This window comes from Bacillus sp. CPT56D-587-MTF, assembly GCF_058792335.1.
Genome location: NZ_JBYTEF010000002.1, coordinates 314,756 through 336,814, shown reverse-complemented (window position 1 = coordinate 336,814; position 22,059 = coordinate 314,756). Strand labels below are relative to the sequence as shown.

10 protein-coding genes and 7 pseudogenes are annotated in these 22,059 nt (G+C 33.3%); 11 read left to right on the top strand and 6 right to left on the bottom strand.

All coding sequences use genetic code 11. The features are described 5' to 3' along the window. Positions 1 to 22 precede the first annotated feature (22 nt). The 4 genes and pseudogenes from AC3WVZ_RS31015 (at position 23) to tnpC (ending at position 4,007) form a co-directional block, all read left to right on the top strand. On the top strand, positions 23 to 394 hold the full coding sequence (locus tag AC3WVZ_RS31015) for a GerAB/ArcD/ProY family transporter (RefSeq protein ID WP_345743031.1): 372 nt from the start codon (positions 23 to 25) through the stop codon (positions 392 to 394). A gap of 70 nt (positions 395 to 464) precedes the next feature. Then, a pseudogene (locus AC3WVZ_RS31010) lies at positions 465 to 1,609 on the top strand (IS3 family transposase). Then, on the top strand, positions 1,594 to 2,361 hold the full coding sequence (locus AC3WVZ_RS31005; RefSeq protein WP_345743030.1) for a GerAB/ArcD/ProY family transporter: 768 nt from the start codon (positions 1,594 to 1,596) through the stop codon (positions 2,359 to 2,361). Before AC3WVZ_RS31010 ends, AC3WVZ_RS31005 begins: the two are co-directional and overlap by 16 nt. A gap of 242 nt (positions 2,362 to 2,603) precedes the next feature. Further along, complete coding sequence (gene tnpC / locus AC3WVZ_RS31000; protein ID WP_233935200.1) at positions 2,604 to 4,007, top strand: IS66 family transposase; 1,404 nt, start codon at positions 2,604 to 2,606, stop codon at positions 4,005 to 4,007. Between the two features lie 117 nt (positions 4,008 to 4,124). Here the strand turns inward: tnpC and AC3WVZ_RS30995 are convergent. Then, a pseudogene (locus AC3WVZ_RS30995) lies at positions 4,125 to 4,312 on the bottom strand (transposase); the annotation flags it as partial. A gap of 1,889 nt (positions 4,313 to 6,201) precedes the next feature. Between AC3WVZ_RS30995 and AC3WVZ_RS30990 the strand changes: the two are divergent. Together AC3WVZ_RS30990 and AC3WVZ_RS30985 are read left to right on the top strand one after the other, a co-directional pair. Beyond that, positions 6,202 to 6,633: a hypothetical protein gene (locus AC3WVZ_RS30990; protein ID WP_078187463.1), complete on the top strand. Its 432-nt coding sequence runs from the start codon at positions 6,202 to 6,204 to the stop codon at positions 6,631 to 6,633. Positions 6,634 to 6,637: 4 nt separating this feature from the next. Continuing rightward, complete coding sequence (locus AC3WVZ_RS30985; protein ID WP_233936696.1) at positions 6,638 to 8,086, top strand: FtsZ/tubulin family protein; 1,449 nt, start codon at positions 6,638 to 6,640, stop codon at positions 8,084 to 8,086. Between the two features lie 26 nt (positions 8,087 to 8,112). On the opposite strand, the gene AC3WVZ_RS30980 is transcribed toward AC3WVZ_RS30985, so the two are convergent. Beyond that, complete coding sequence (locus AC3WVZ_RS30980) at positions 8,113 to 8,841, bottom strand: terminase gpP N-terminus-related DNA-binding protein (protein ID WP_233936695.1); 729 nt, start codon at positions 8,839 to 8,841, stop codon at positions 8,113 to 8,115. A gap of 2,038 nt (positions 8,842 to 10,879) precedes the next feature. Between AC3WVZ_RS30980 and AC3WVZ_RS30975 the strand changes: the two are divergent. Together AC3WVZ_RS30975 and AC3WVZ_RS30970 are read left to right on the top strand one after the other, a co-directional pair. After that, a pseudogene (locus AC3WVZ_RS30975) lies at positions 10,880 to 11,402 on the top strand (IS607 family transposase); the annotation flags it as partial. Continuing rightward, a pseudogene (locus AC3WVZ_RS30970) lies at positions 11,365 to 12,308 on the top strand (RNA-guided endonuclease InsQ/TnpB family protein). The pseudogenes AC3WVZ_RS30975 and AC3WVZ_RS30970, both read left to right, overlap by 38 nt. Before the next feature lie 417 nt (positions 12,309 to 12,725). Here the strand turns inward: AC3WVZ_RS30970 and AC3WVZ_RS30965 are convergent. Then, positions 12,726 to 12,995, bottom strand: a complete 270-nt coding sequence (locus tag AC3WVZ_RS30965; RefSeq protein WP_233936694.1) for an AbrB/MazE/SpoVT family DNA-binding domain-containing protein — start codon at positions 12,993 to 12,995, stop codon at positions 12,726 to 12,728. A 498-nt stretch (positions 12,996 to 13,493) separates the two neighbouring features. On the opposite strand from AC3WVZ_RS30965, the pseudogene AC3WVZ_RS30960 reads away from it, so the two are divergent. Together AC3WVZ_RS30960 and tnpA are read left to right on the top strand one after the other, a co-directional pair. Next, positions 13,494 to 14,647 (top strand): annotated as a pseudogene (locus AC3WVZ_RS30960) (IS3 family transposase). A 172-nt stretch (positions 14,648 to 14,819) separates the two neighbouring features. Next, a pseudogene (gene tnpA / locus AC3WVZ_RS30955) lies at positions 14,820 to 15,108 on the top strand (IS200/IS605 family transposase); the annotation flags it as partial. A gap of 88 nt (positions 15,109 to 15,196) precedes the next feature. Here the strand turns inward: tnpA and AC3WVZ_RS30950 are convergent. Next, positions 15,197 to 15,779: pseudogene (locus AC3WVZ_RS30950) on the bottom strand (methyltransferase). Positions 15,780 to 16,093: 314 nt separating this feature from the next. Between AC3WVZ_RS30950 and AC3WVZ_RS30945 the strand changes: the two are divergent. After that, positions 16,094 to 16,411, top strand: a complete 318-nt coding sequence (locus tag AC3WVZ_RS30945; RefSeq protein WP_078188048.1) for a hypothetical protein — start codon at positions 16,094 to 16,096, stop codon at positions 16,409 to 16,411. 631 nt (positions 16,412 to 17,042) lie between these two features. Here the strand turns inward: AC3WVZ_RS30945 and AC3WVZ_RS30940 are convergent. Next, positions 17,043 to 20,162 carry an efflux RND transporter permease subunit gene (locus tag AC3WVZ_RS30940; protein WP_233936691.1) on the bottom strand — a complete coding sequence of 1,040 codons (3,120 nt, stop codon included), beginning with the start codon at positions 20,160 to 20,162 and terminating at the stop codon, positions 17,043 to 17,045. 693 nt (positions 20,163 to 20,855) lie between these two features. Beyond that, positions 20,856 to 21,449: a TasA family protein gene (locus tag AC3WVZ_RS30935; protein ID WP_233936690.1), complete on the bottom strand. Its 594-nt coding sequence runs from the start codon at positions 21,447 to 21,449 to the stop codon at positions 20,856 to 20,858. Positions 21,450 to 22,059: the final 610 nt, after the last annotated feature.

Sequence of the window (22,059 nt, the reverse complement as noted above, 5' to 3'; positions counted from 1 at the left end):
AAATAATGAAAGTAAACCCAGCATATCAAGTATCTACCATCTATACACTTTTTTAATCCATAGTGCCCAATTTGGAGCTGGTGTCCTAGGTTTTTCTAGAATTGCAGCTGAACAAGCAGATTATGATGCATGGATAGGCGTTTTACTAGCAGGAATTGTTCTCCATATTTTGATGTGGATGATATATCGTATGCTTTCTTGGATAAATGGCAGTATTTTAGAACTCCAAACTTATATGTTTGGAAAATTATTTGGTACAGGTTTAAATTTACTATTTCTCCTCTATTTTTTTATTGTGAGTGCTTCTATCTTACGCACTTATATTGAAATTGTACAAGTATGGATGTTTCCTACCGCGTCTACTTTTATCCTTGCCACGGTTATGTGTATATGATGTTAGACTAAAAAGTAGACACAGGTTACTATAAAAAAAATGAACCAAATGGGGTGTTTACATGGGGAAAATAAAACAATATGAAGAAGAATTTAAACGCCAAAGCGTAAAACATATCTTTACAACAGGAAAGTCCGTAGCTCAAGTTGCCCGAGAATTAGGGGTTTCAGTAAATACCCTTCATGGTTGGGTAAAGAAATATAAGCAAGAGCCTAAAGTTACAAAACAACGAACATTCCGTTCTGAAGATTAACAAACAAAAGAGATGGAACAACGTATTCGAGACTTAGAGGAAGAAAATGCAATTTTAAAAAAGGCAATGCACTTTTTCGCGAAAGACCATCGGTAAAATTTCAATTTATCCATCGATACCGCTTCACATACCGAGTGGAGAAGATGTGCCAAGTTCTACATGTATCCCGAAGCGGATATTACAAATGGAAACATCATACGAAAAGTCCCAGACAAGCACAAAGAGAACAGGTCACCAAAGAAATACACTGTATTTTCTTAGAATCTCGTTCTTTATATGGAAGTCCTAAAGTAACGTCCATGTTACGCCAAAAAGGAAGACGTATCTCACAAAAAACAGTAGCAAGAATCATGAAAGAACAAGGGCTACAATCAAGAACTGTAAAAAAATATAAAGCTACTACAAATTCCAAACATTCTTATCCGGTACATGACAATGTGCTAAATCGTCAATTCAAGGTAGAAAAGCCAAATCAAGTTTGGGTAGCCGATATTACTTATGTACCGACGAAAGAAGGGTGGTTGTATGTAGCAAGTCTGATGGACTTGTATTCTAGAAAAATTGTGGGCTGGCATGCTGATCATACGATGACAAAAAAATTGGTATTAAAGGCTTTACAACAAGCCTATTTTCGTCAAAAACCGGAAGGTTTTGTCTTGCATCATTCTGATCGAGGAAGCCAATACGCTTCTCTGGATTATCAAAGTCAATTACAACAGTATGGCATGAACTGTAGCATGAGTAGAAAAGGAAATTGTTATGATAATGCTTGTATTGAATCATTTCATGGTGTCCTAAAAAAAGAGCTTATTTATCAGCAACAATACGCAACACGTGCTCAAGCACAGCAAGATATTTGGGAATACATTGAAATTTTCTATAATCGTAAAAGAATTCATTCAGCGAATGATTATTTGTCACCAATTCAAAAAGAACGCATGTACGAATTAAAGGCTGCATAACTGGAATTATCTGTGTCTATTTTATTGACTTAATATCAATATTAGTGTATTATATCGTTTCATCTGGATTTCGAATCATGACTGCAATCTGTGTACTCTCTATTTTTATGTCTATATTATATATTTTCTTATGTATATACTGCACCATGAACTATGGTGAGATGGATAGTTTTTTACCGATTTGGAATCATTCGATACAAGATATTGGCGATGCTATGCAAAAGTCCATTTATACGATGGCAGGATCAGAAATCATTCTCATGATATATCCTTTTATTCATAATCCGAAAGAATCCCATAGATTTGCGCAATATGGATTGCTTTTTTCTAATTCGCTCTACCTCTTGACTATTGTTTCGGCATTAGCCTGTTTTAACGAAAACATGCTTGCACATAAAATTTGGTCCCAACTTTCTCTTTCTCAATTGATTACGTTCCCTTTCATACAAAGATTAGAGTATATTATGGTATCCGGATATGCATGGGGGATGATTACCAGTATCATTTTACCCATCTGGGCTTGTACACGTGGTATACGAGAAATATTCGCTATTCGCCAAAGATATATATTGCTTGTCTTGATAGGGATACTGATTGCCATCGCATGCCAGCTACAAGATCGACATACGATTAATACATTTATTACACAAACTTCTCATTTTACCTTTTATTTAATCTATATCTACATTCCTATCCTCTTTTTGTTATTTTGTTTAAAGGTACAATATCAAAAAAAACAGAATGCTCTATAAGTGTTCCATCTATATGGAGTGTGATTTAAGAATGAAGTGGACACATCGACTGCTCCTAGTACATATAGAAATCCTTATAGTTCACCAAAATCTTTGCACAAATAAGAAAGCAAACGTGATGGACAAAACAATGAATCTTTGTAACTACTCAGCCACCTTTCGGTGTCTTTTTTAAATTTTACTAGTTTCATATGCCTCCCATTTGTAAATACTGAGTATATCAAACAGGGGAGGTGAATCTTATGGTCGATCGAAAAATTATTTTAGATACATATAAAAAAGGACCTGAAGCTGTTATTTCTTTATTTGAAGAAACATTTTCTAAGTTAGAAAAACGTATACAAGAACTAGAAAATGCTTCAAAAAAAAACTCCAAAAATAGTCATAAGCCACCTTCTACAGATGGTTTGGGTAAGCCTGTTACAAAAAGTTTGCGCAAACCGTCTCATCGTCAAACGGGTGGCCAGTTGGGCCACAAGGGACATACTCTTGGTTTGACAGCGACTCCAGATCATACGATTACACATTCTCCTACATATTGTACTTGTTGTCATACTTCCTTGAACCACGAGCCTGTAAAAGGGTATCGCATTCGCCAAGTGTATGACTTACCACCTATTCAGATCGAAGTGACAGAACATAAAGTAGAACAGAAAGAATGCCCACATTGCCATTCTATCCAAGAAGCCCAATTTCCTTCGACAGTATCTCGTCCTGTTCAATATGGTCCAAATATAAAAAGACTGATTCCCTATTTAACGCATTATCAATGCATTTCTTTGAAGCGAACAAAAGAATTCTTTCAGGATTGTTTTGGACATTCTATAAGCGAAGGAACCCTGGTAAATCATACACAGGCTTTCGCTTCTCAATTGCAGCCATTCATAAAAGAAGTAAAGGAAAAGATTCTGCAGTCTCCTGTTGTCCATTTTGATGAAACTGGTATGCGTGTAGAAAACAAAACACAATGGTTACATACTGCCAGTACACCGGAGGTGACATTGCAACATATTCATCAAAAACGTGGAAAAGAAGCAATGGATGCTGGAGAAATCTTGCCATCTTTTTCTGGAATTGCGATGCATGATGGTTGGAAATCGTATGATGCGTATACAGATTGTCGTCACGTTTTATGTAATGCCCATCTCTTACGAGATTTACAAGGAATTATAGATAGTACTGGAGAACAATGGGCACAACAGATGCAGAAATTTCTAACGCAAGCGTTGACGATGAAAAAGCAATCCGAAGGTACCATGCCAAAAGCGACGCAAAAGAATCTGTTTATTATGTATCAATCCATATTGAAAGAACAACAGATTCTTTCCACGAAACAAAAGAAGAAAGGAAAGCAGACGCCTTCTCAAAATTTATGGAATCGCTTCGTCAAGTATTCTGACAGAATTCTAGGGTTTTTAGAACATCCAGCCATTCCATTTGATAACAATCAAGCAGAACGGGATATTCGGATGACGAAAGTAAAACAGAAAGTGTCTGGGACTTTCCGAAGTAAGAAAGGCGCAGAATCTTTTTGTCAGATACGAAGCTTTATGAGTACCATGAAAAAACAAAAACAATCGGTCTTACAAGCGATAAACCAAGTCATAGAAACTAGAACGGTTCCTTGGAATAACACGACTTCATAAGAGAATTTCTCTATTTGGCATAGATTCTTTCTCTGATTGGAGTATTTTCTTTTCATGTTTTCGAATCGGAAACATGTATTTGGCCTGTTTTTTTATTTGAAGAAGCTGAGTAGTTACCTTTGTCGTTTCTGTATTGGGATGTACCTTGAACAAAGTCGGAGCATGGTCTACACCATGATGCCATCCGACTAAAGTTACATTGTATGTTTTAGACAGTCGTACAAACATGTCTGTTGCATAGTTTGATATAGTATCATCAATACATTTCTTCTATATTTTACAACTAACACAAGAGGATCATGCAATAAGAATACTGCATGATGATTACGATCTCATTGCATTGATATACCAACCTTTTATTTTGATAAGACTAATTATATCAAAATAAAAACAAAAAAATAAAAAGCCAAGCCAAGTTCTTTTTGGCTACGCCGAACCGAAATTCATATCCCCCTACCGTTGGTCTAGCGCCCTTCACATGCTTGTGGAAGGAGAATTTTTTCGGATAGTGCGTTAAAATTAGGGGCTCTGGTTAGTGCTAGTTAACGAATTGAATATATCTGAGCAATTATTACCCACATATTACCTGAAATGAAGTGATTATGACAGCCCTTTCGTGTTTAGGTTTTCAATAGTTACCATGAAGTGTCTACATTTGTTCGTATTCAGTCAAGGTAGATACAAAGTATTTACTATCAGATGGTATAGAAAATTCACATGATTTGAGTTTTGCTACTTTAATATGAATGCATAATACTTCCATTTACTATATAGGTTGTATAGGAAGCTTTTGTTTATTTAGTTGTTCTTAATTTATATTGTATTTCTCATATCTTCCTTCACGCTTAGTCAGATTTGATTATGTGCGCTTTGTATATAACTGAAATATATAGGCTTTATTATGTTTGGCCCCCCCTCCCCTCACTTAATGATTAAGAAAAAATTCCAAATCTTATATGAATACATGTTGCCGTTTCTGTATTAGATTGTATCTGAGACAAAATATGAACGTGTTAAACTTTCTGATGCCTCTTTCGTGGGAGAATAAGAAGTAGAGTGTATGCTAAACAGAAGTACATCTCCGCCTATCGTTGAATTCGCAAATCGATGTTGGCGGAGTTTACGTGCTTCATACCGCTGTTAGTTAATATGAAATTGATAAAACTTAATTTAAAAAGTAGACAAATAAATAAAAATAAGTCACAAGTTTATGTAGTATTCTGAAGATTCTAGAGACAACTATTAAGTTAAGGACAACTTAACATAACAATGACGTTCCTCCTATTTTTATATTTATACTATGTTTTTATTTTGAAGGTATATACCTTTTGTTGTGCAATATTTTTTGATCCGCGTTTATTCTTCAGCATTTCTTTGCTATTCAACATGTCTATCACAACTTATTTCATATGCACGAGAAATTTGATATTTTTGTTTTTTTATCGAGTCTGATTCTTATTTTTCTCGTAGTCAACAGCTAAAACAGTGCAAATTTTTATATAGAATCACAATCTTTTCTACTCCCGAATTAGTGACCTTTTCAATGAGTTGAATGATTCCTTTTTACTCTAGTTAATTCTAGTTGTTTAACGTTTAAGCTATTTTTCTTATTAAATGAGCAAATTCACCTATGGAATCGTACTGAATCTATTACTCCCTGCCTTTTTTGAATATCAAATAAAAAAAGAAAAAGAAATTATATTTTACGGGTTCATTTATACGGCGCTCATATAAAACTTATAAATAAGACTTGTTTATAAGTTTTATATGAATTTCATACTGTATTTTACATGTATGAAATTCATATTTAATCTTTCTATACAAGTGTTTTTTTATAAGACGTATTTATGCAACTTATATATAAGTTGCATAATGAAATGATTATAATAAAAGTATATTATTTTGAGGAGATATAGTTTAGAGATTTGATTTCAGAGAGAATCCTACATGTTTTTTGTGTGTTTGTTCATTTTTTAATATGTATTGTTAATTATATGAACGCTAATATTAACATATGTTATTCACTACTTGCATATACGTCTTATATATCTAATGTTGATATATAAGACATTAAGGCTAATTTTATGTATTGTAACGTATATATAAGACTTATTTATAATGACTTGATATACATCCTATAATGATGTAAGATGTTTTTAGGAATAATTAACCAACATTTTAAGGGGGGGACAAATTGAACGAAGTATTGAGTAGGAAATATAAACAAAACAAATTTACTGAAGAAGTTGTGGAAATGTTTGCAGATATTATTGAAGAAGACACTGTACTTTACAATGTGTTTCATTACATAGGATCTCAAGTCAATAAACAATATCAAGAGACAAAATATATGAGAGGTATTTCAATAAATGAGATAGTAGAACATGTTGTTGTTGATAGGAGGGTAAAGAAGCCTAGGGGTAGGTCTTACTCATTAGAATTTGAAAGGACTAACATTTCCAGAAGATCGGCAGAAGGAAGTGTAGGCACTTTAGCTGCCATGTCCTTAATAACAGAAAAGATTATGCACCCATATAAGTTTTTGGTTTCAACTATTCGAGGGCAACAAGTTTTAATCGAATTAGAGAAGCGTAAACAAAATATAAACCGAATAGAGGAGAGATAATATAATGGCGAAAAAATTTTTGAAGAATGAAGTAGCGGTGAAAATGACTATGGTCGGTTTTGGACAAGCGGGAACTAGAATGGTAGATAAGTTTGCTGAATATACCTACACGGACGGTACAGCAGTTTATAATTGTCTTGCATTGAATAGTAATGACGGAGATTTAGCAGAACTGAAACATGTTCCAAAAAGTAATCAAGTTTCATTGAAATTAGGCGGTTTAGGTAAGAATCCAGAACGCGCTATAAAGGTTTTAGAATCTAACGATGAAGCTAAAGATAGGTTGAAAAATTTTATAACGGAGCGTGTTCGACCATCTGACGAATTAGTGTTATTCTTTGCAGGATTAGGTGGTGGTACGGGTACATCTACAATTATTAAAGCGATTGAAGAATTCACTGCTTATCATAATAAACCTGTAATTGCTGAAGAACTTAAAAATATGGCCATGAAAATTCCTAGAGAAGAATTAATAGAAAATCAGCAAAAATATGCAAGAATTGCATTTAATAATGCAATAGAGCGTAAGGATTTCATTAAAATGGGGATTGTAGTTACACTGCCAGTTAGAGCGGATGGACCAGATGTGTTAAGACAAGTAAATAAGTTTTCTCAAGAAATATGGAAATTAGCAAATAATCCAGCAAAAGGCGTTGCATTTATTGTATTTGCAGATAATCAACATTTTTATGATGAGTTTAAAGGGTTAAACGAAAATGAGAAAAAGGGCATTACAAATTCACGAGACTATGCAAATCAGCGCATTGGAGATATTATTCATGAGTTAAATACAGCAGCAAATGGTGGAGGAACATCTGTAATTCTAGATTCTCAGGACTTTAAGCGGATTTTACTGGAAAAAACAGGTTGTTTAGTAATCAATAAAGTTTCGCGGAATATGAATCAAATTGAAAATAGTAAAGAGATTGTAGATTTGTTTACAGAGTCCTTGAAAGGCAGCTCCTTCCATCACCCCATAGACCTGATGAAGACAAATGAAAATGGAGATTTAGAAGCATCAAAGATACATCATTTTGGTATGTTAGCAATTTTAGATGAACAAAAAAATATTGATGATTCATTTATGGATGATGCAAAAGTCGAAGTGACAAACAGACTCCCTATTAACGGCACTGTTTTTAATGGCTATTTAGTCAGTAAAAATGATTTTATGGGGAGTGTATATACATTTTATAAAACAGATGCACTCCCATCTAGATTATCGAAAGGATTAGTTGAAGAATATAATGAATTTAAAGCAAAACAAAGCCAAATTCATTATACAAAATCCCAAATTACTACTATTAATGAACAAGACTTAGATGATGATTTTAATATTAAATTTGGGGATTATTTCGAATTAGAATCAGTTGAAGATGACATATCTGAAAAAAAAAGTGATGAAGCATTAGAAGCATTTATGGATCCAGATACCATGTTTGGAGCGGAATAAAAAAATAAGCCTGGAATTTACCAGGCTTATTTTTCTATTTTTAATGTATTTTTCATGTGTTCAATCATATTCTCATCAATATAGTTCTCTATGAAAAGTTGTTTTTTCGCAAGGTCTTCTTTTTTTTTAAACCAACCCACTTTCTTAATACGAGTTTCTTCTGATTGTGTACTCCATTCTTTTTCGGCTTTTTTTCTCAATTCCTTACGTGCTCTATGCTGGATTATCATATTATCTAGCCGTTCTTGTCTTTGGCGCGCTTTTAACATTTCAGGATCCTCTGGTTTAGGTAATATAGTGTGTATAGTATCTTTAAGTTGTTCTTGATATTTTAATTCAATAGTTTGCAAATGCATTTGAACCTTTTGCTCTACTATTCTTTCAATAGTAGTTGCTATTTCATGCATGTTAAATTGAGCTGAGATTTCACTGGTTTGATTTTCTGGAGAAACGGGTCTTAGTTCAAATTGATGTGGTAAAAGCTCAATAATTGCATCTAGTGACCATTTTTCATCCCTCTTTAGCTTTATAAATAAAGCTATGTCTAAATCCAGGGTGTTATATAATTTTTCATTTGTATTATTGGTTCTTAATGTACCGTGTATCCCCTTTTCTTCTAGAGTATTAAACCAATTGTATACAGTGTTATGATGCCGGCCCACTAATTTTGAGAATTCTGTTATTCTCCATGCTTTTTCAAAAATATCTTCATGACTAGAATGTCCGTTTGTATTATTGGTATCATGTTCAATCATTGTTATACCCCCTTGGAATATAATGGTAAAGACAAAATGGAATTAACATTAACATGTTGAGTAGTTTTCGATAGCGCGAAACCCAATACCTCCTATTAATTGAGATCTATATAAAATATATAATTAACATGTAAAAAACACGTATCTGTATGATGATATAAAATACAGATTTGAATGAATCTACTATCAATGTTATGTCGATAAAAAATAAGTGCTATTGCTATAAGATTGATAAATAAAACCTATATTAATGATAAGAAAATATAAGTGATTTGTAAACAAATTATATGAGGCCTACAAATATTAAAAAGAAAGCCTTATATTAAGGATAACAAAAATATACAGTGATATTAAAGTAACTAGTGCTAGGTTGATGACTATTAACGGTTGCGAATACTCATACCATAATCTAAAATTGCTATATTTAATGAATGCGAGTAAAACGCTGCAATAAGACAACCTTCGCTGACTTATTCAACGAATTATACCGAAAGAAATACTCTATTAATGACCGCTACAGCCAGAGCTTTCAAACTTATAGTTGACAGAGTAGATTCAAATACCTTGTCAATGTCGTGTTCATAATTCAAAGGAAATGTAACTAGAGAGTGGCACTTTCTTCAACTTACGCGATTAATCAAAGGATTTGGTTCGGATCCTTTGTGTGCGGTGGACTCAATTGAGGTAGTGATTACATATCAACACTCCCCCTCAAGATAAACAAATAACACAACATGTCAATTCTACATTTTATATCAATAGACAATCAATCTATTAGTGCGAACGATGCTCCCAGGAGAGATTGTCTTTAAATCATCGAGATAGTGTATGTCAAAATTATTTCTAAAGATGGCAACAACAAACAACACCAGAAACATTGATATGTAATTAACAATTGACATGTCAACGCTAAAACTAAACCAAGAAACAGAGCGTATTCGATTCACATTGACATGAGGTTAATAAATCAACGTATAATCAATCTAATTTCAAACGATTACGAAACATAGCTTATCACTTAATTTATGTGCAGAGGAATCAATTTTAGCAGATGAAGTTTAATTATTTTAGAAAATACAGTTTCAAATTGTGCAGTTAATCAAAAATTTAAGCGTAAAACTTATTTTTATATACTTCTATAGTAGACGCAATTGATATGTTAAAGATTTGTCAACAGCGCCTCTGGTGATTAGGAGAAAATAATATATCAATTGTGTACTCCATATCAGTAACAGATTGCTTAGTGTGAATAAGGTTTCGGAAAAATAAAATCGTATTTATACTGTTAATGTTATTTTTATGTGGTGTTAACAGCAAATGACGAAATAAACATCCGCATGTCAATAACAACCCACATGTCAATGATAACAAGAGTGTTATGTGTATCCTTTACGTTAACATGAAATGAATATGATATATATATATCTTGGGATTTAATATTGAAAGCTTGTTAAAGAAGGTTTATTACTGGTAATGCACTTCTGGAGCAGTCTATTTTAATAGACAATCATTTCATTTGGAAAACGAGGATTTGATATATACATATTAATATTATGTCAATAGTAGCTCTGTACAATCAAAAATTAATAATATAACATGTCAATTCTACATTCTATATTAATGATAAATCGACTTACTAGTGTGAACGATGTTCTGAGAGAAGGAGTTGTTATTTCAATTAATTGTATTATACTTTGTTATGCTCCCCTGATATTAACAATAAGTACGACGGGAAATTTGACATGTCAATGTTAGGTTATATGTTAATTATAAAAGTGACGATAGAAGACATTGTTATTGTAGTTTTTATTAACAAAAGAGTGAATTTTTGGATATCTTAGGATTTAATATAAACAGTTCCACAAGATTTTTAGAAAGAAATGGTGAATCAGTGTTTTTAATATCAAACAAGAATATTCACAGGAGATCGATAACTATAAATTTTGTGATATGCTAGTGGGAGCATGGACAGTTGTTTTGTAGGTGGGGAAGAAGGAAAACTGTGACAAGAATTGATCAAGGAGAGCTCAGGTATAGATATAGGCGTCACTCACAAGAACAACTTAATCACTTCTTGGGTATGAAAGAGAAAAGGCAGGTAAATAAAATGGTGATAGGATACTGTAGAGTTCGCTCGCCTAAACAGAAAGATGATTTGGAAAGACAAATAGATAACGTAAAAACGTATATGTTTGCTACAGGCTATCAATTTGAAATCATCACTGATATAAGTAGTGGGATTAACTATAATAAAAAGGGATTACATCAACTAATTGATAAGGTCACTCATTCAGAAATAGAAAAGATTGTTATTCTGTATAAAGATCGGTTCATTTGATTCGGGTATGATCGAAAACGGATGTAATACATATGGAACGACTATTGAGGTCATTGATCATACAGAAAAGACCGAGGAACAAGAATGAGTAGAAGATTTCATTCAGATTATCACTGTTTTCAGCTGTAGATTGTAAGGTAAAAGAGCCAATAAAGCCAAGAAGATGAGTAAGGAGTTGATGGAAAATGATACTTACGAGGAAAGTAAGAATAAGACCAAATAAAGAACAAGAACAGCAACTTTGGAAATCCGTCGGAACAGCCCGATGGGCTTATAATTGGACATGAGGTAAACAAGAAGAAAATCCAAGCTGTCTTGTTAGAATGATAATGTGAAGTTGAAAGTTCGAAATAACGAAGTGTGGATTGAAAAAGTTGGATGGATGAAAACTTCAAAATCATTACCAGTCGATGTCAAGTATACGAATTCACGTCTTCATTTCGACGGGAAGTATTGATATTTGTCCGTTGGCGTAGAAAACAAGTGTCCCAAAATAGAATGAACAGATGTCTCAATAGGTATTAATGTTGGTATGAAGGAACTGACTGTTTGCTCGGATGGAGAGAAAAAGAAACATATCAACAAAACCCAAACAGTAAAAAAGGGAGAGAAACGCCTTCGTAGGTTGCAACGTCAAGTTTCTCGCAAATATGAAATGAATAAGGAGGAAAACCGTTTTATCAAAACCGGCAATATTATAAAAGTCGAAAAGAACATACAACACTTGCATAGAAGGTCGACCAATATCAGAATAAATTATCTTCATCAAGCCACAAAAGATAGCGTGAAAACCAAGCCATATCGAATTGTGATGGAAACCTGGAACATCAAAGGAATGATGAAGAATAAGCACTTGTCTAAAGCGATTGCAAAACAATGCTTATATGAGCTTACGCGACAAATTCAATATAAAAGCGAAAAATATGGTATTGAATTTATGGAAGCTGATACATGGTATCCATCTTCTAAGATGTGCTCAAGTTGTGGAAGCATCAAGAAAAATCTAAAGCTATCTGATTGCATATACAAATGTACTTGTAGTTATGTCATAGATCGGGATTTGAATGCAGCCATCAACTTGTCACGTTATGAATTAGTCAATGAACCAAACGTTATGGCTAATATGTAGGATGCGTTGTATCCGAATTTATGCCCTCGGAGAGTTCTATCAAACGGGTAGTAGCTTTGGCAAAACCGGACTCGTAGAACAGGAAAATAAACAAACTTTATAGACTTTTATAAGGTTTTGGAAATGGGGCTGCGCACGTTTAGTCAATCAAGAATCCCATTTGTTACATCGAAAGGTGTAGGACTTGTGGCTTTAGCTATGGGAGTGTCAACAGAAATATATCAAAAACAGGATTTTGAGGGGATATAATCCGTGTTCATTCCTTATGGAAATAGTGGAAAATCAAATTTAGTATACAAGCATATGATATCTACCATTCAGTTAGAAAGAGATAAAAAGTAGCGCAAAAGATAATTGAAATTATCTTTTGCGCTACTTTTGGGATAGAGTAATGAAAAATAACAATATATAACAGTATTAAGGTAACCAGCTTTTAAGGGTTTCCATTAAGTCTTTTGCGCCTTCCTGGCTTAAAATTAAACGTCCGTCATACAATTCAATTTGATTTTCAGATGTTTGTCCTGTGATGAAACAAGCCCTAGGCTGTTGTTTGATGCGAACAGTTCCTTCTAGTACATACATTTCTACAGAAGTATTGGGAAGAAGATCGAGCGTCCGTCGTATCTCTTTAGGCAGAACAATTCTCCCTAAATCATCCACTCTGCGCATAACCCCTGTTTTTTTCATAAGATTCCTACTTTCCTTTTTGAATAGTATGTCCAATGTTTTACTTGTATACAATAAAATGTAACTACTATCAGATTTTTATTCCTTTTCTATTCGCTTGTGATATGTCTGATGCGAAATAAGAGGAAGTTTGTAATTTATGTGTTATTATAATAATAAATTTTTCCATAGGGGTACGTCTTTTCTTATCCACTACAATAGAGATATGACATGGGGTATTATGTAAAAATAGAGCGGGTTAAAGAAATTAATGTTAGGTAATTTAGAGCCTAACATTATTGAAATTCTGAAATTAATGGTGCAGTGAAAACAAGAATCAAAACAAGTACTCCCAAGGGAAGACGTTTTTATTTAGATATCAAAGATCGGGGATAAAAAATAATGAAGATTAACACGGCATATCAAGTATCTTTAATAATACATAGGGGGAAAATTGATGTTAGACTAAAAAGTAGACACAGGTTACTATAAAAAAAATGAACCAAATGGGGTGTTTACATGGGGAAAATAAAACAATATGAAGAAGAATTTAAACGCCAAAGCGTAAAACATATCTTTACAACAGGAAAGCCCGTAGCTCAAGTTGCCCGAGAATTAGGGGTTTCAGTAAATACCCTTCATGGTTGGGTAAAGAAATATAAGCAAGAGCCTAAAGTTACAAAACAACGAACATTCCGTTCTGAAGATTAACAAACAAAAGAGATGGAACAACGTATTCGAGACTTAGAGGAAGAAAATGCAATTTTAAAAAAGGCAATGCACTTTTTCGCGAAAGACCATCGGTAAAATTTCAATTTATCCATCGATACCGCTTCACATACCGAGTGGAGAAGATGTGCCAAGTTCTACATGTATCCCGAAGCGGATATTACAAATGGAAACATCATACGAAAAGTCCCAGACAAGCACAAAGAGAACAGGTCACCAAAGAAATACACTGTATTTTCTTAGAATCTCGTTCTTTATATGGAAGTCCTAAAGTAACGTCCATGTTACGCCAAAAAGGAAGACGTATCTCACAAAAAACAGTAGCAAGAATCATGAAAGAACAAGGGCTACAATCAAGAACTGTAAAAAAATATAAAGCTACTACAAATTCCAAACATTCTTATCCGGTACATGACAATGTGCTAAATCGTCAATTCAAGGTAGAAAAGCCAAATCAAGTTTGGGTAGCCGATATTACTTATGTACCGACGAAAGAAGGGTGGTTGTATGTAGCAAGTCTGATGGACTTGTATTCTAGAAAAATTGTGGGCTGGCATGCTGATCATACGATGACAAAAAAATTGGTATTAAAGGCTTTACAACAAGCCTATTTTCGTCAAAAACCGGAAGGTTTTGTCTTACATCATTCTGATCGAGGAAGCCAATACGCTTCTCTGGATTATCAAAGTCAATTACAACAGTATGGCATGAACTGTAGCATGAGTAGAAAAGGAAATTGTTATGATAATGCTTGTATTGAATCATTTCATGGTGTCCTAAAAAAAGAGCTTATTTATCAGCAACAATACGCAACACGTGCTCAAGCACAGCAAGATATTTGGGAATACATTGAAATTTTCTATAATTGTAAAAGAATTCATTCAGCGAATGATTATTTGTCACCAATTCAAAAAGAACGCATGTACGAATTAAAGGCTGCATAACTGGAATTATCTGTGTCTATTTTATTGACTTAATATCAAATATAGGGTTGGAGGAGGAAGTATGGACAGATGTTTTTTCATATTTTAACGTACTAATGAAAGGGAGTCTTTTTCCTCAAAAATTTTGCAATATGATATAATCCGTCTTATAAAAGTAAAGGATTGATATAACATGAAATTAGACATTAACAATCATTCAGTATTCTTATTGGAGTATCGTCTTGTACTAGTTGTGAAATACAGAAGAAATGTATTTGATGATGCGATATCAAACTATGCAAAAGACATGTTTGTACGATTGTCTGAAGGCTATAATATAATGTTAATGGAATCATGATATAGATCATATTCATATTTTATTCAAGGTACATCCGGATATAGAAATGATAAGGTTCATTAATGCATATAAGAGTGCAAGTTCTCGATTGATTAAAAAAGACTTTCCAAAAGTAAAACAGAAGTCTTGTTACATCGCAGAAAAACCGGTAATTCTATTGTAAGAATTACCGGTTTGTTGTAACGTGAAAGAAGAATAAAGGGTGTATATTTTCATTCTACATATAAGCCAATTGCGGCCACGATTGCTTCAGAAGCGTATTCCCATTTTCCATCTGTTAGAGTTCCTAATTGTTGTCCAATCTGAGATAGGAGATTAGGCGTAATCGGAATACCAAAATATTGAGCAATGATTGCACCGATAGGTGCCGTAATTTTCGTCCATCCACCACGATCGATTTTAATTTCTAAATTTTTGATTTCTTCAGCTTCTGTTACAAATCGATAGTATACTTGATCATCCAGGCGAAAACTTAAGTGATGCGAAATTTGGCCATTTACGACAGTTTGATTGCCCTTTTTAGAAATATAAGCCGGTTTTACATTGAATTCATGATCGAATACTTTTAATTTTTTAATTTCAGGCCCTAACATAGCTGCTTGAACCGCTTTATCTAGATTATTCATCGAATTGCATCAAGAGTTTGTGTTTGTTCAATAAATTTGGGTGAAAACACATGAACGGCTTGTATGTACTGCGGAGGTGTTTTTTTTCAGCAGCAAATGCGCATGTGGAAGGTCCTGTGATCAATATTGCAGCAAGAGCTGTTGTACCAATTACTTTATACGGTTTCATATTCGTATTCCTCCTTGTGCCTCTTTTTTGTGAAACTTGTCAAATCGTGTCATTTGTAAGATTGGGACCATCATATCACAAGAAAAAACAAATGGTAAGATTAAATTCTGAAATTTCAATTTTTTAATTCTGAATTTGGGTATATGTCATTCGTTATATAATGATTAAAAATAACAAAAAACAGAATTTTCTGTTTGCTTAAACGTCCAGCCAACCAATCTATTTCAGATAAAGGAATAAGTTTTATAAACAAATTATGTTTCTTTTGTTATCATAAGAAAAAAGCAAAAAGAAAAAATAGGGGAGAATGGAATATGGATGCAAAAGTAACGAGAATTCGAATTATAAATATACAAGAACAACATTGTCGTGGATGTGAATACCTACTAGGCTCTTATCAACATTGCATCGAGAATTGTGAATGGGGAAAAGAAGTGTATCAGTTAGGAAAAAGTTTGTCTGGAGAGGAAAATACGAGTAAAAAGAACGCAGAATGGAAATGGGATCAGTTATGTGAGGATACGGTTCAATTACGGAATACGGGTCTGGACTATGTGGAAATTGCAAAGTGTTTAAAATGTCGCGTCAGTAGCTTACGTGAGCATTTGAAAAAGCGAGGATTATATAAATAATAGACCAATGATTTCAATGTCAGGATGATGTGGTCGTTGTTTGAAATTCATACCGTTGTTCTTATTAGAGAAGGTGCATTTACTGTAATTGATGAGCATAGGTGATATTCTAACAAAACACAGCCAAAACTTAAGCTCAGGTTTTGGCTGTATAATATATGGTACATGTAAAATTGAATTTTAATTTTTCCATCTGTTAATTCTAAAATAGCTATGAGTTCTATTATACCATTATTTCTATTTTTTCTCTTTGCATGAACCTCAGATTTTAAGGTGGAGGCCTGTTTAATTTTTATTATATAAAAAGGTGATAATACCAGTTTCTCTACTATGTTTTTTAGTATCCATGTGAGTTTTAAATTCCTGTAAAATCTAAAATAACGTCTTCATATACTTGTTTTGTATGCAACAATATAATTCCTCCATCATTTCGTTTGTCCACCGCTCTATTCATTTATTTAAAAAGGAATACTAACATCTATGATTATTAAAAAAGAATAACGTTTTCTTGTATTTGGGGTAGTAAAATTTTTAAGTGGATAGACATGTATGGTGAGGTCTAATAATAAACTCTTCAACTCATTGGATATTAAAAAACTTTGTAACAAAATCGAAAGAGGCCATACATCCTTTATCTTTTTGTTTTTTTCTTTTTAAATGTGCTTAATACTTCATAAACGATTGGAACAATAAGAAGTGTTAATAATGTTGAACTTGTTAATCCACCAATTACTGTTACACCAAGTCCTTTAGAAATTAAGCCACTACCTTCAAATCCTAATGCAAGCGGGATAAGAGCACCGATTGTTGCAATTGCAGTCATTAAAATTGGACGAAGGCGTGTTGCACCAGCTTCTAATAAAGCTTCACGTGTTGATAGACCTTCATTTTCTTTATGAATAACGCGGTCGATAAGCACGATTGCGTTTGTTACAACGATACCGATTAACATAAGCGCACCAATCATTGCAGATACACTTAATGTTTCACCAGAGATTAATAAGGCAACAAGAGCCCCAATAATTGTGAATGGTAGCGAGAATAAAATTGCGAATGGTGCAAGAGCACCGCCAAATGTAACGACAAGAACGAAGTATACAATGGCAATCGCAGCTAACATCGCTAAGCCCAGTTGTTTGAATGATTCTTCAATATCTTTAGTAACACCGCCCATAGAAACATCTACACCGGAAGGAAGATCCATTTTATCTACTTCTTTTTGGACTGCAGCAGATGCTTTTGAAACGTCATCAGATGTTAGTTTTGCACTAACCTCTGCATAAACGCGTCCATCTCGGTGTGTTACTGTATTCGATGTTTCACCTTCTTTTACAGTCATAACATCTTTCACAGCTACTTCATTACCAAGTGGTGTTGTAATTTTGCGATTTGTTAAGTCATCGATTGTTTCATAATTTTGTTTTTCAGCTTCTACATATACATTGATATCTTTACCGTCTTTTTTAATTGTTGTCAGAACAGGGCGATCATGTTGATTAGAAAGTCCCATTCCAATTTGAGCAGCCGTTAAGCCCATTTTACTTAGCTTTTCTTGATCTGCGACTAAAGTGTACTCTGCATATGTTTTTGCAATACTAGAATCTATATCTTTTAAGTCTTTATTTTTCTTCATGATATTTTGAATATCTTTTACGACAGGCTTAATGTCTTCTGAGCTATCTCCGTAAACGTATAGTTTAATTTCATTACTACCGCCACTTGCTCCGAAGTCTTGGTTTTTCCATTCGCCTTTGCCAGACATCTTCTGTAAATCTTTAACGACTTGTTCTTTCTCTTTTTCGAAGTTTTTCGTGTCGTTATCATATTGCACGAAGAACATTGCTTGGTTTGATTGACCAGGACTCATTGGATTCTCTCCACCTAATGAGAACTGAATTGTTTTGACGTCTTTATTATCTTGGAAGTGCTTCTCAGCTTTTGTTGCAATTTTTTCAACGTCTTCTAACGTTTGACCTGGTTCAGGATTATATGTTGCAATAATCATTTTTTCTTCTTCAGAAGGTAAGAAACTTACACCGATAACTGGTACAAGTGCAAGACTACCAACCAATAGAAGGACAGCGATACTTGATGTAATAATTTTGTGATTTAAAGCCCATGCAAGTATGCGTTTATAACCATTTGCTAATTTACTTGGCTTTTCTTCATGATGTACTTCTTTTTCCCTCATACACTCTTTCTTAAATAAAGAGTGAGCTAGCATCGGTACGATTGTAACAGCTACTAGTAATGATGCTAATAAAGCGAAGACGATAGTTAAGGCAAATGGTAAGAACATTTCACCAATCATACCTTTTACTAGTCCAAGTGGTAAAAATACAGCAATTGTTACAATGGTAGAAGACATAATTGGGATAAACATTTCTTTCGTAGCTTCACGAATTAAATCTTTTCCGCGCAATTTCTCTTCTGATAACGACATACGTCGGTAAATATTTTCAATAACAACAATTGAGTCATCGACAACGCGGCCTATAGCAACGGTCATTGCTCCAAGTGTCATAATGTTAAGCGTAATATCCATTTGCTTTATGACTAAAACAGCAATTAATAAAGAAAGTGGTATTGAAACGACAGAGATTAACGTTGTTCGAATATTTCGTAGGAACAGCATAATAATAACAATCGCAAAGATAGCACCGAAAATTGCTTTGCTTAGCATTGTTTCAACTGATTTTTCAATAGGTGCACCTTGGTCGAATGTTGAAATGATCTCTAAATCTTTATATTTTTTCTCAAGATCTTTTACTTTATCTTTTACTGCATTTACAACATCAACTGTATTTGCATCAGAGGCCTTCACAATTTGAATTCCAATTGCTTCTTTTCCATTTGTTCGAGAAATGGATTCTGCTTTCCCAACTTCTTTAATGTCAGCAATTTCGTCTAATGTAACTGTTGGAATCCCGTTCATAGCAGTTGGATTCATTTGCGGCGTTTGTGCACCAGCGCCAGCATTTTGACTACCTTGACCGTTAGGTGAGGAAGGTATAGCTGGGATTTTAAGTTCTTTTAATGCTTTAATCGTTGTAATATTGCCATCTACAACAACTGATTTTTCCGTGTCTTTAAATGTGTATAAGCCAAGTGGTAAAGATACATCCGATCCCTTAATCACATTTTTTACAGTATCTTCACTTAGTCCTAGTTCTTTCATTTTATCTTTCTTGAAGACAAGCTGTACTTCATCTACTTGTTGGCCAGCAATTTGGACAGATGCAACACCATCAAGTCCTTTTAATCCTGGTACAACATTTTTTTCTACATTTTCAGTTAAGGTAGCTAAAGATTCATTCTTGCTTGCTACGCTTAACGAAATAACTGGGAAAGCATTGAAGTTTACTCGTGAAACTTTAGGATCTTTAACACCTTCTGGGAGTTTTACATTTGTGAGAGCTTCTTTAATTTCTGTTTCTGCTTTTTCCATATTTTTATCAAAATCGTATTCTACTTGAATAGAAGATGCGTTTTGAAAAGATGATGAGCTTACAACGTTAACACCGCTTAAATTTTGTAGTTGTTCTTCCATCGGCTTTGAAACTTTATCAGCTACTTCTTCTGGTGTAGCACCAGGATAGACCGTAGTTACTGTTACAATCGGTGTTGTAATATCAGGAATTGTTTCCAGCTTCATATTGAGTCCAGAGTAGATCCCTGCAATAGTAACAATAATGGTTAGTAGCCAAATTGCGAACTTATTTTTTAACGAGAAATTGATGATTGTATTCATGTTTAGCTCCTTTTCATATGTATTGGAAATGGATCAATTGATAGGATTTACAGTAAAAAAAGAGTGATACTATACTGGAATAGTTCCCCATACTATACGTAAAATACAATTATTTTATTCGATGCTGGACAGAAGTTGTAATGCATTGTATTATATATTGAAAAAATAAAATTTAATTGTTGTAATTTCGTTTATGTTTAATATGGCTAATTTGAATTTTAATGGATACCAAGGAAATGGTATTTATAAATGCATAAAAAGTCAATTGAAAATGTCTCGATCTTAAGTATTATTTATACTCTATATAAGAAAAAAACAGGAGTTTGAAGACTCCTGTTTTTCGATATACAATGAATTATTAGTATAGGTAAAAAACGTAAGAAAGGAGGAATTATCTAAAATAATGTAATCATATATGATGAGGACATTTATTTTGCAATTTATGGAGATGATATAGACCGTGTGAAACAAAGAGAGCCTCTTTAAGAAAGGGTTTACATGTTATTTAATTTGTCATTATAGAAAAAATGAGTTTTACGAAAGATGCAGAATGTTAAACTTATAAAAGCCATTGATATCATGCACAAATGCTGATATCAATGGCTTCTGATTTCGATATGTAGCAATCAGTTTTACAAAGTATAAAAAATTATAAGCTCAGTTTTACTCTTCACCAGCAATATGTTTGTGGATTTATCTTTCTTGTCCATCTATTTGATTGGCTTGGAACTCCATTTTCAGTGCAATACTATCTCCCTGGAACATATTTTGATCTGTACCATTGTCTTCAAAGATAAATTTTATCCAGAACCAATCCATTTTTCCAGCTTTTAATCCACCTGTCTCGGCCCATTTTGAAAGGAATATTTTTTGAGAAGCAATTTCTGGTTGTTGTGATTTTAATTCTGCTAAAGTTGTTTCGTGTATAGGACTTTTCTTTGGATCCCAATCCCAAAGAAATTGTACTTTAATGTGTTTACCAAAGTCTTCAACACTATTATCTTTTTTTAAATCGTTCACAGTATAATCAACTTTCATCAGAATATCTTTGATATCCAACGTACCGCTATTTTTTATATTGAATTTTTTCAATATTTTATCCCCGGGTTTTAAATTGTCTAGATTAAGAGATGTAGTAGGCTGCATAGAAAAATCTAATGTTCCTGTAGCAAATTTATTATTTGTTACCTCTTGATCGCTAAAATATGCATATGTTCCCCCACCGACTAAAGATAAACCAAGAGCGGCAGAAACCACTCCAACACCTAATTTCTTTTTCAATGACATTTTTTGTTCCTCCCATATGATTTTTATAATCTTTCCTTACTTAATCAATAATGTCCCCTTAATACAGATATAGCATAAATTGTAAGGATTTTATATTAAAATTCAAAGAATACTTGTTGAGAAAATTATGTTGCTGTCCACCTATCCTCCATAAATAAAAAGTCCCAAAAGCTTATTCCAAAAGGGTATGAATTAGATTCGTAGATATGTCATAGTAGGTAATGACAATCAAAATTTAGATGTATAAATTGAAGTACTAAAAAAAATTGAGTAGGGGAAATTTATCAAAAAAAGTAAACGGTGTATCTGAAAAGCAACCAGATTTAGACAAGTTACTTAATAATCTTCAAGAAGGAGGTACAGTTATGGTATTTTGAATGGAATGATTAGTCGGAATATTAAAATATACGTTAGAACTGGTTGGAAACTTATGGTGTTAGGAGCGAGTTGTATAGAAGTATTGTGAAAAATTACACATTTTTATTTTACAAGAAATTTATTTCTATTAAGTACTAATCTAAAGAAGAAATTTGTCTATATAATGATCTTACTATGATGTATCGATGTGGAAGTCAGTAATCATGGAACTCTGTCTTGTTATTTTTAGATA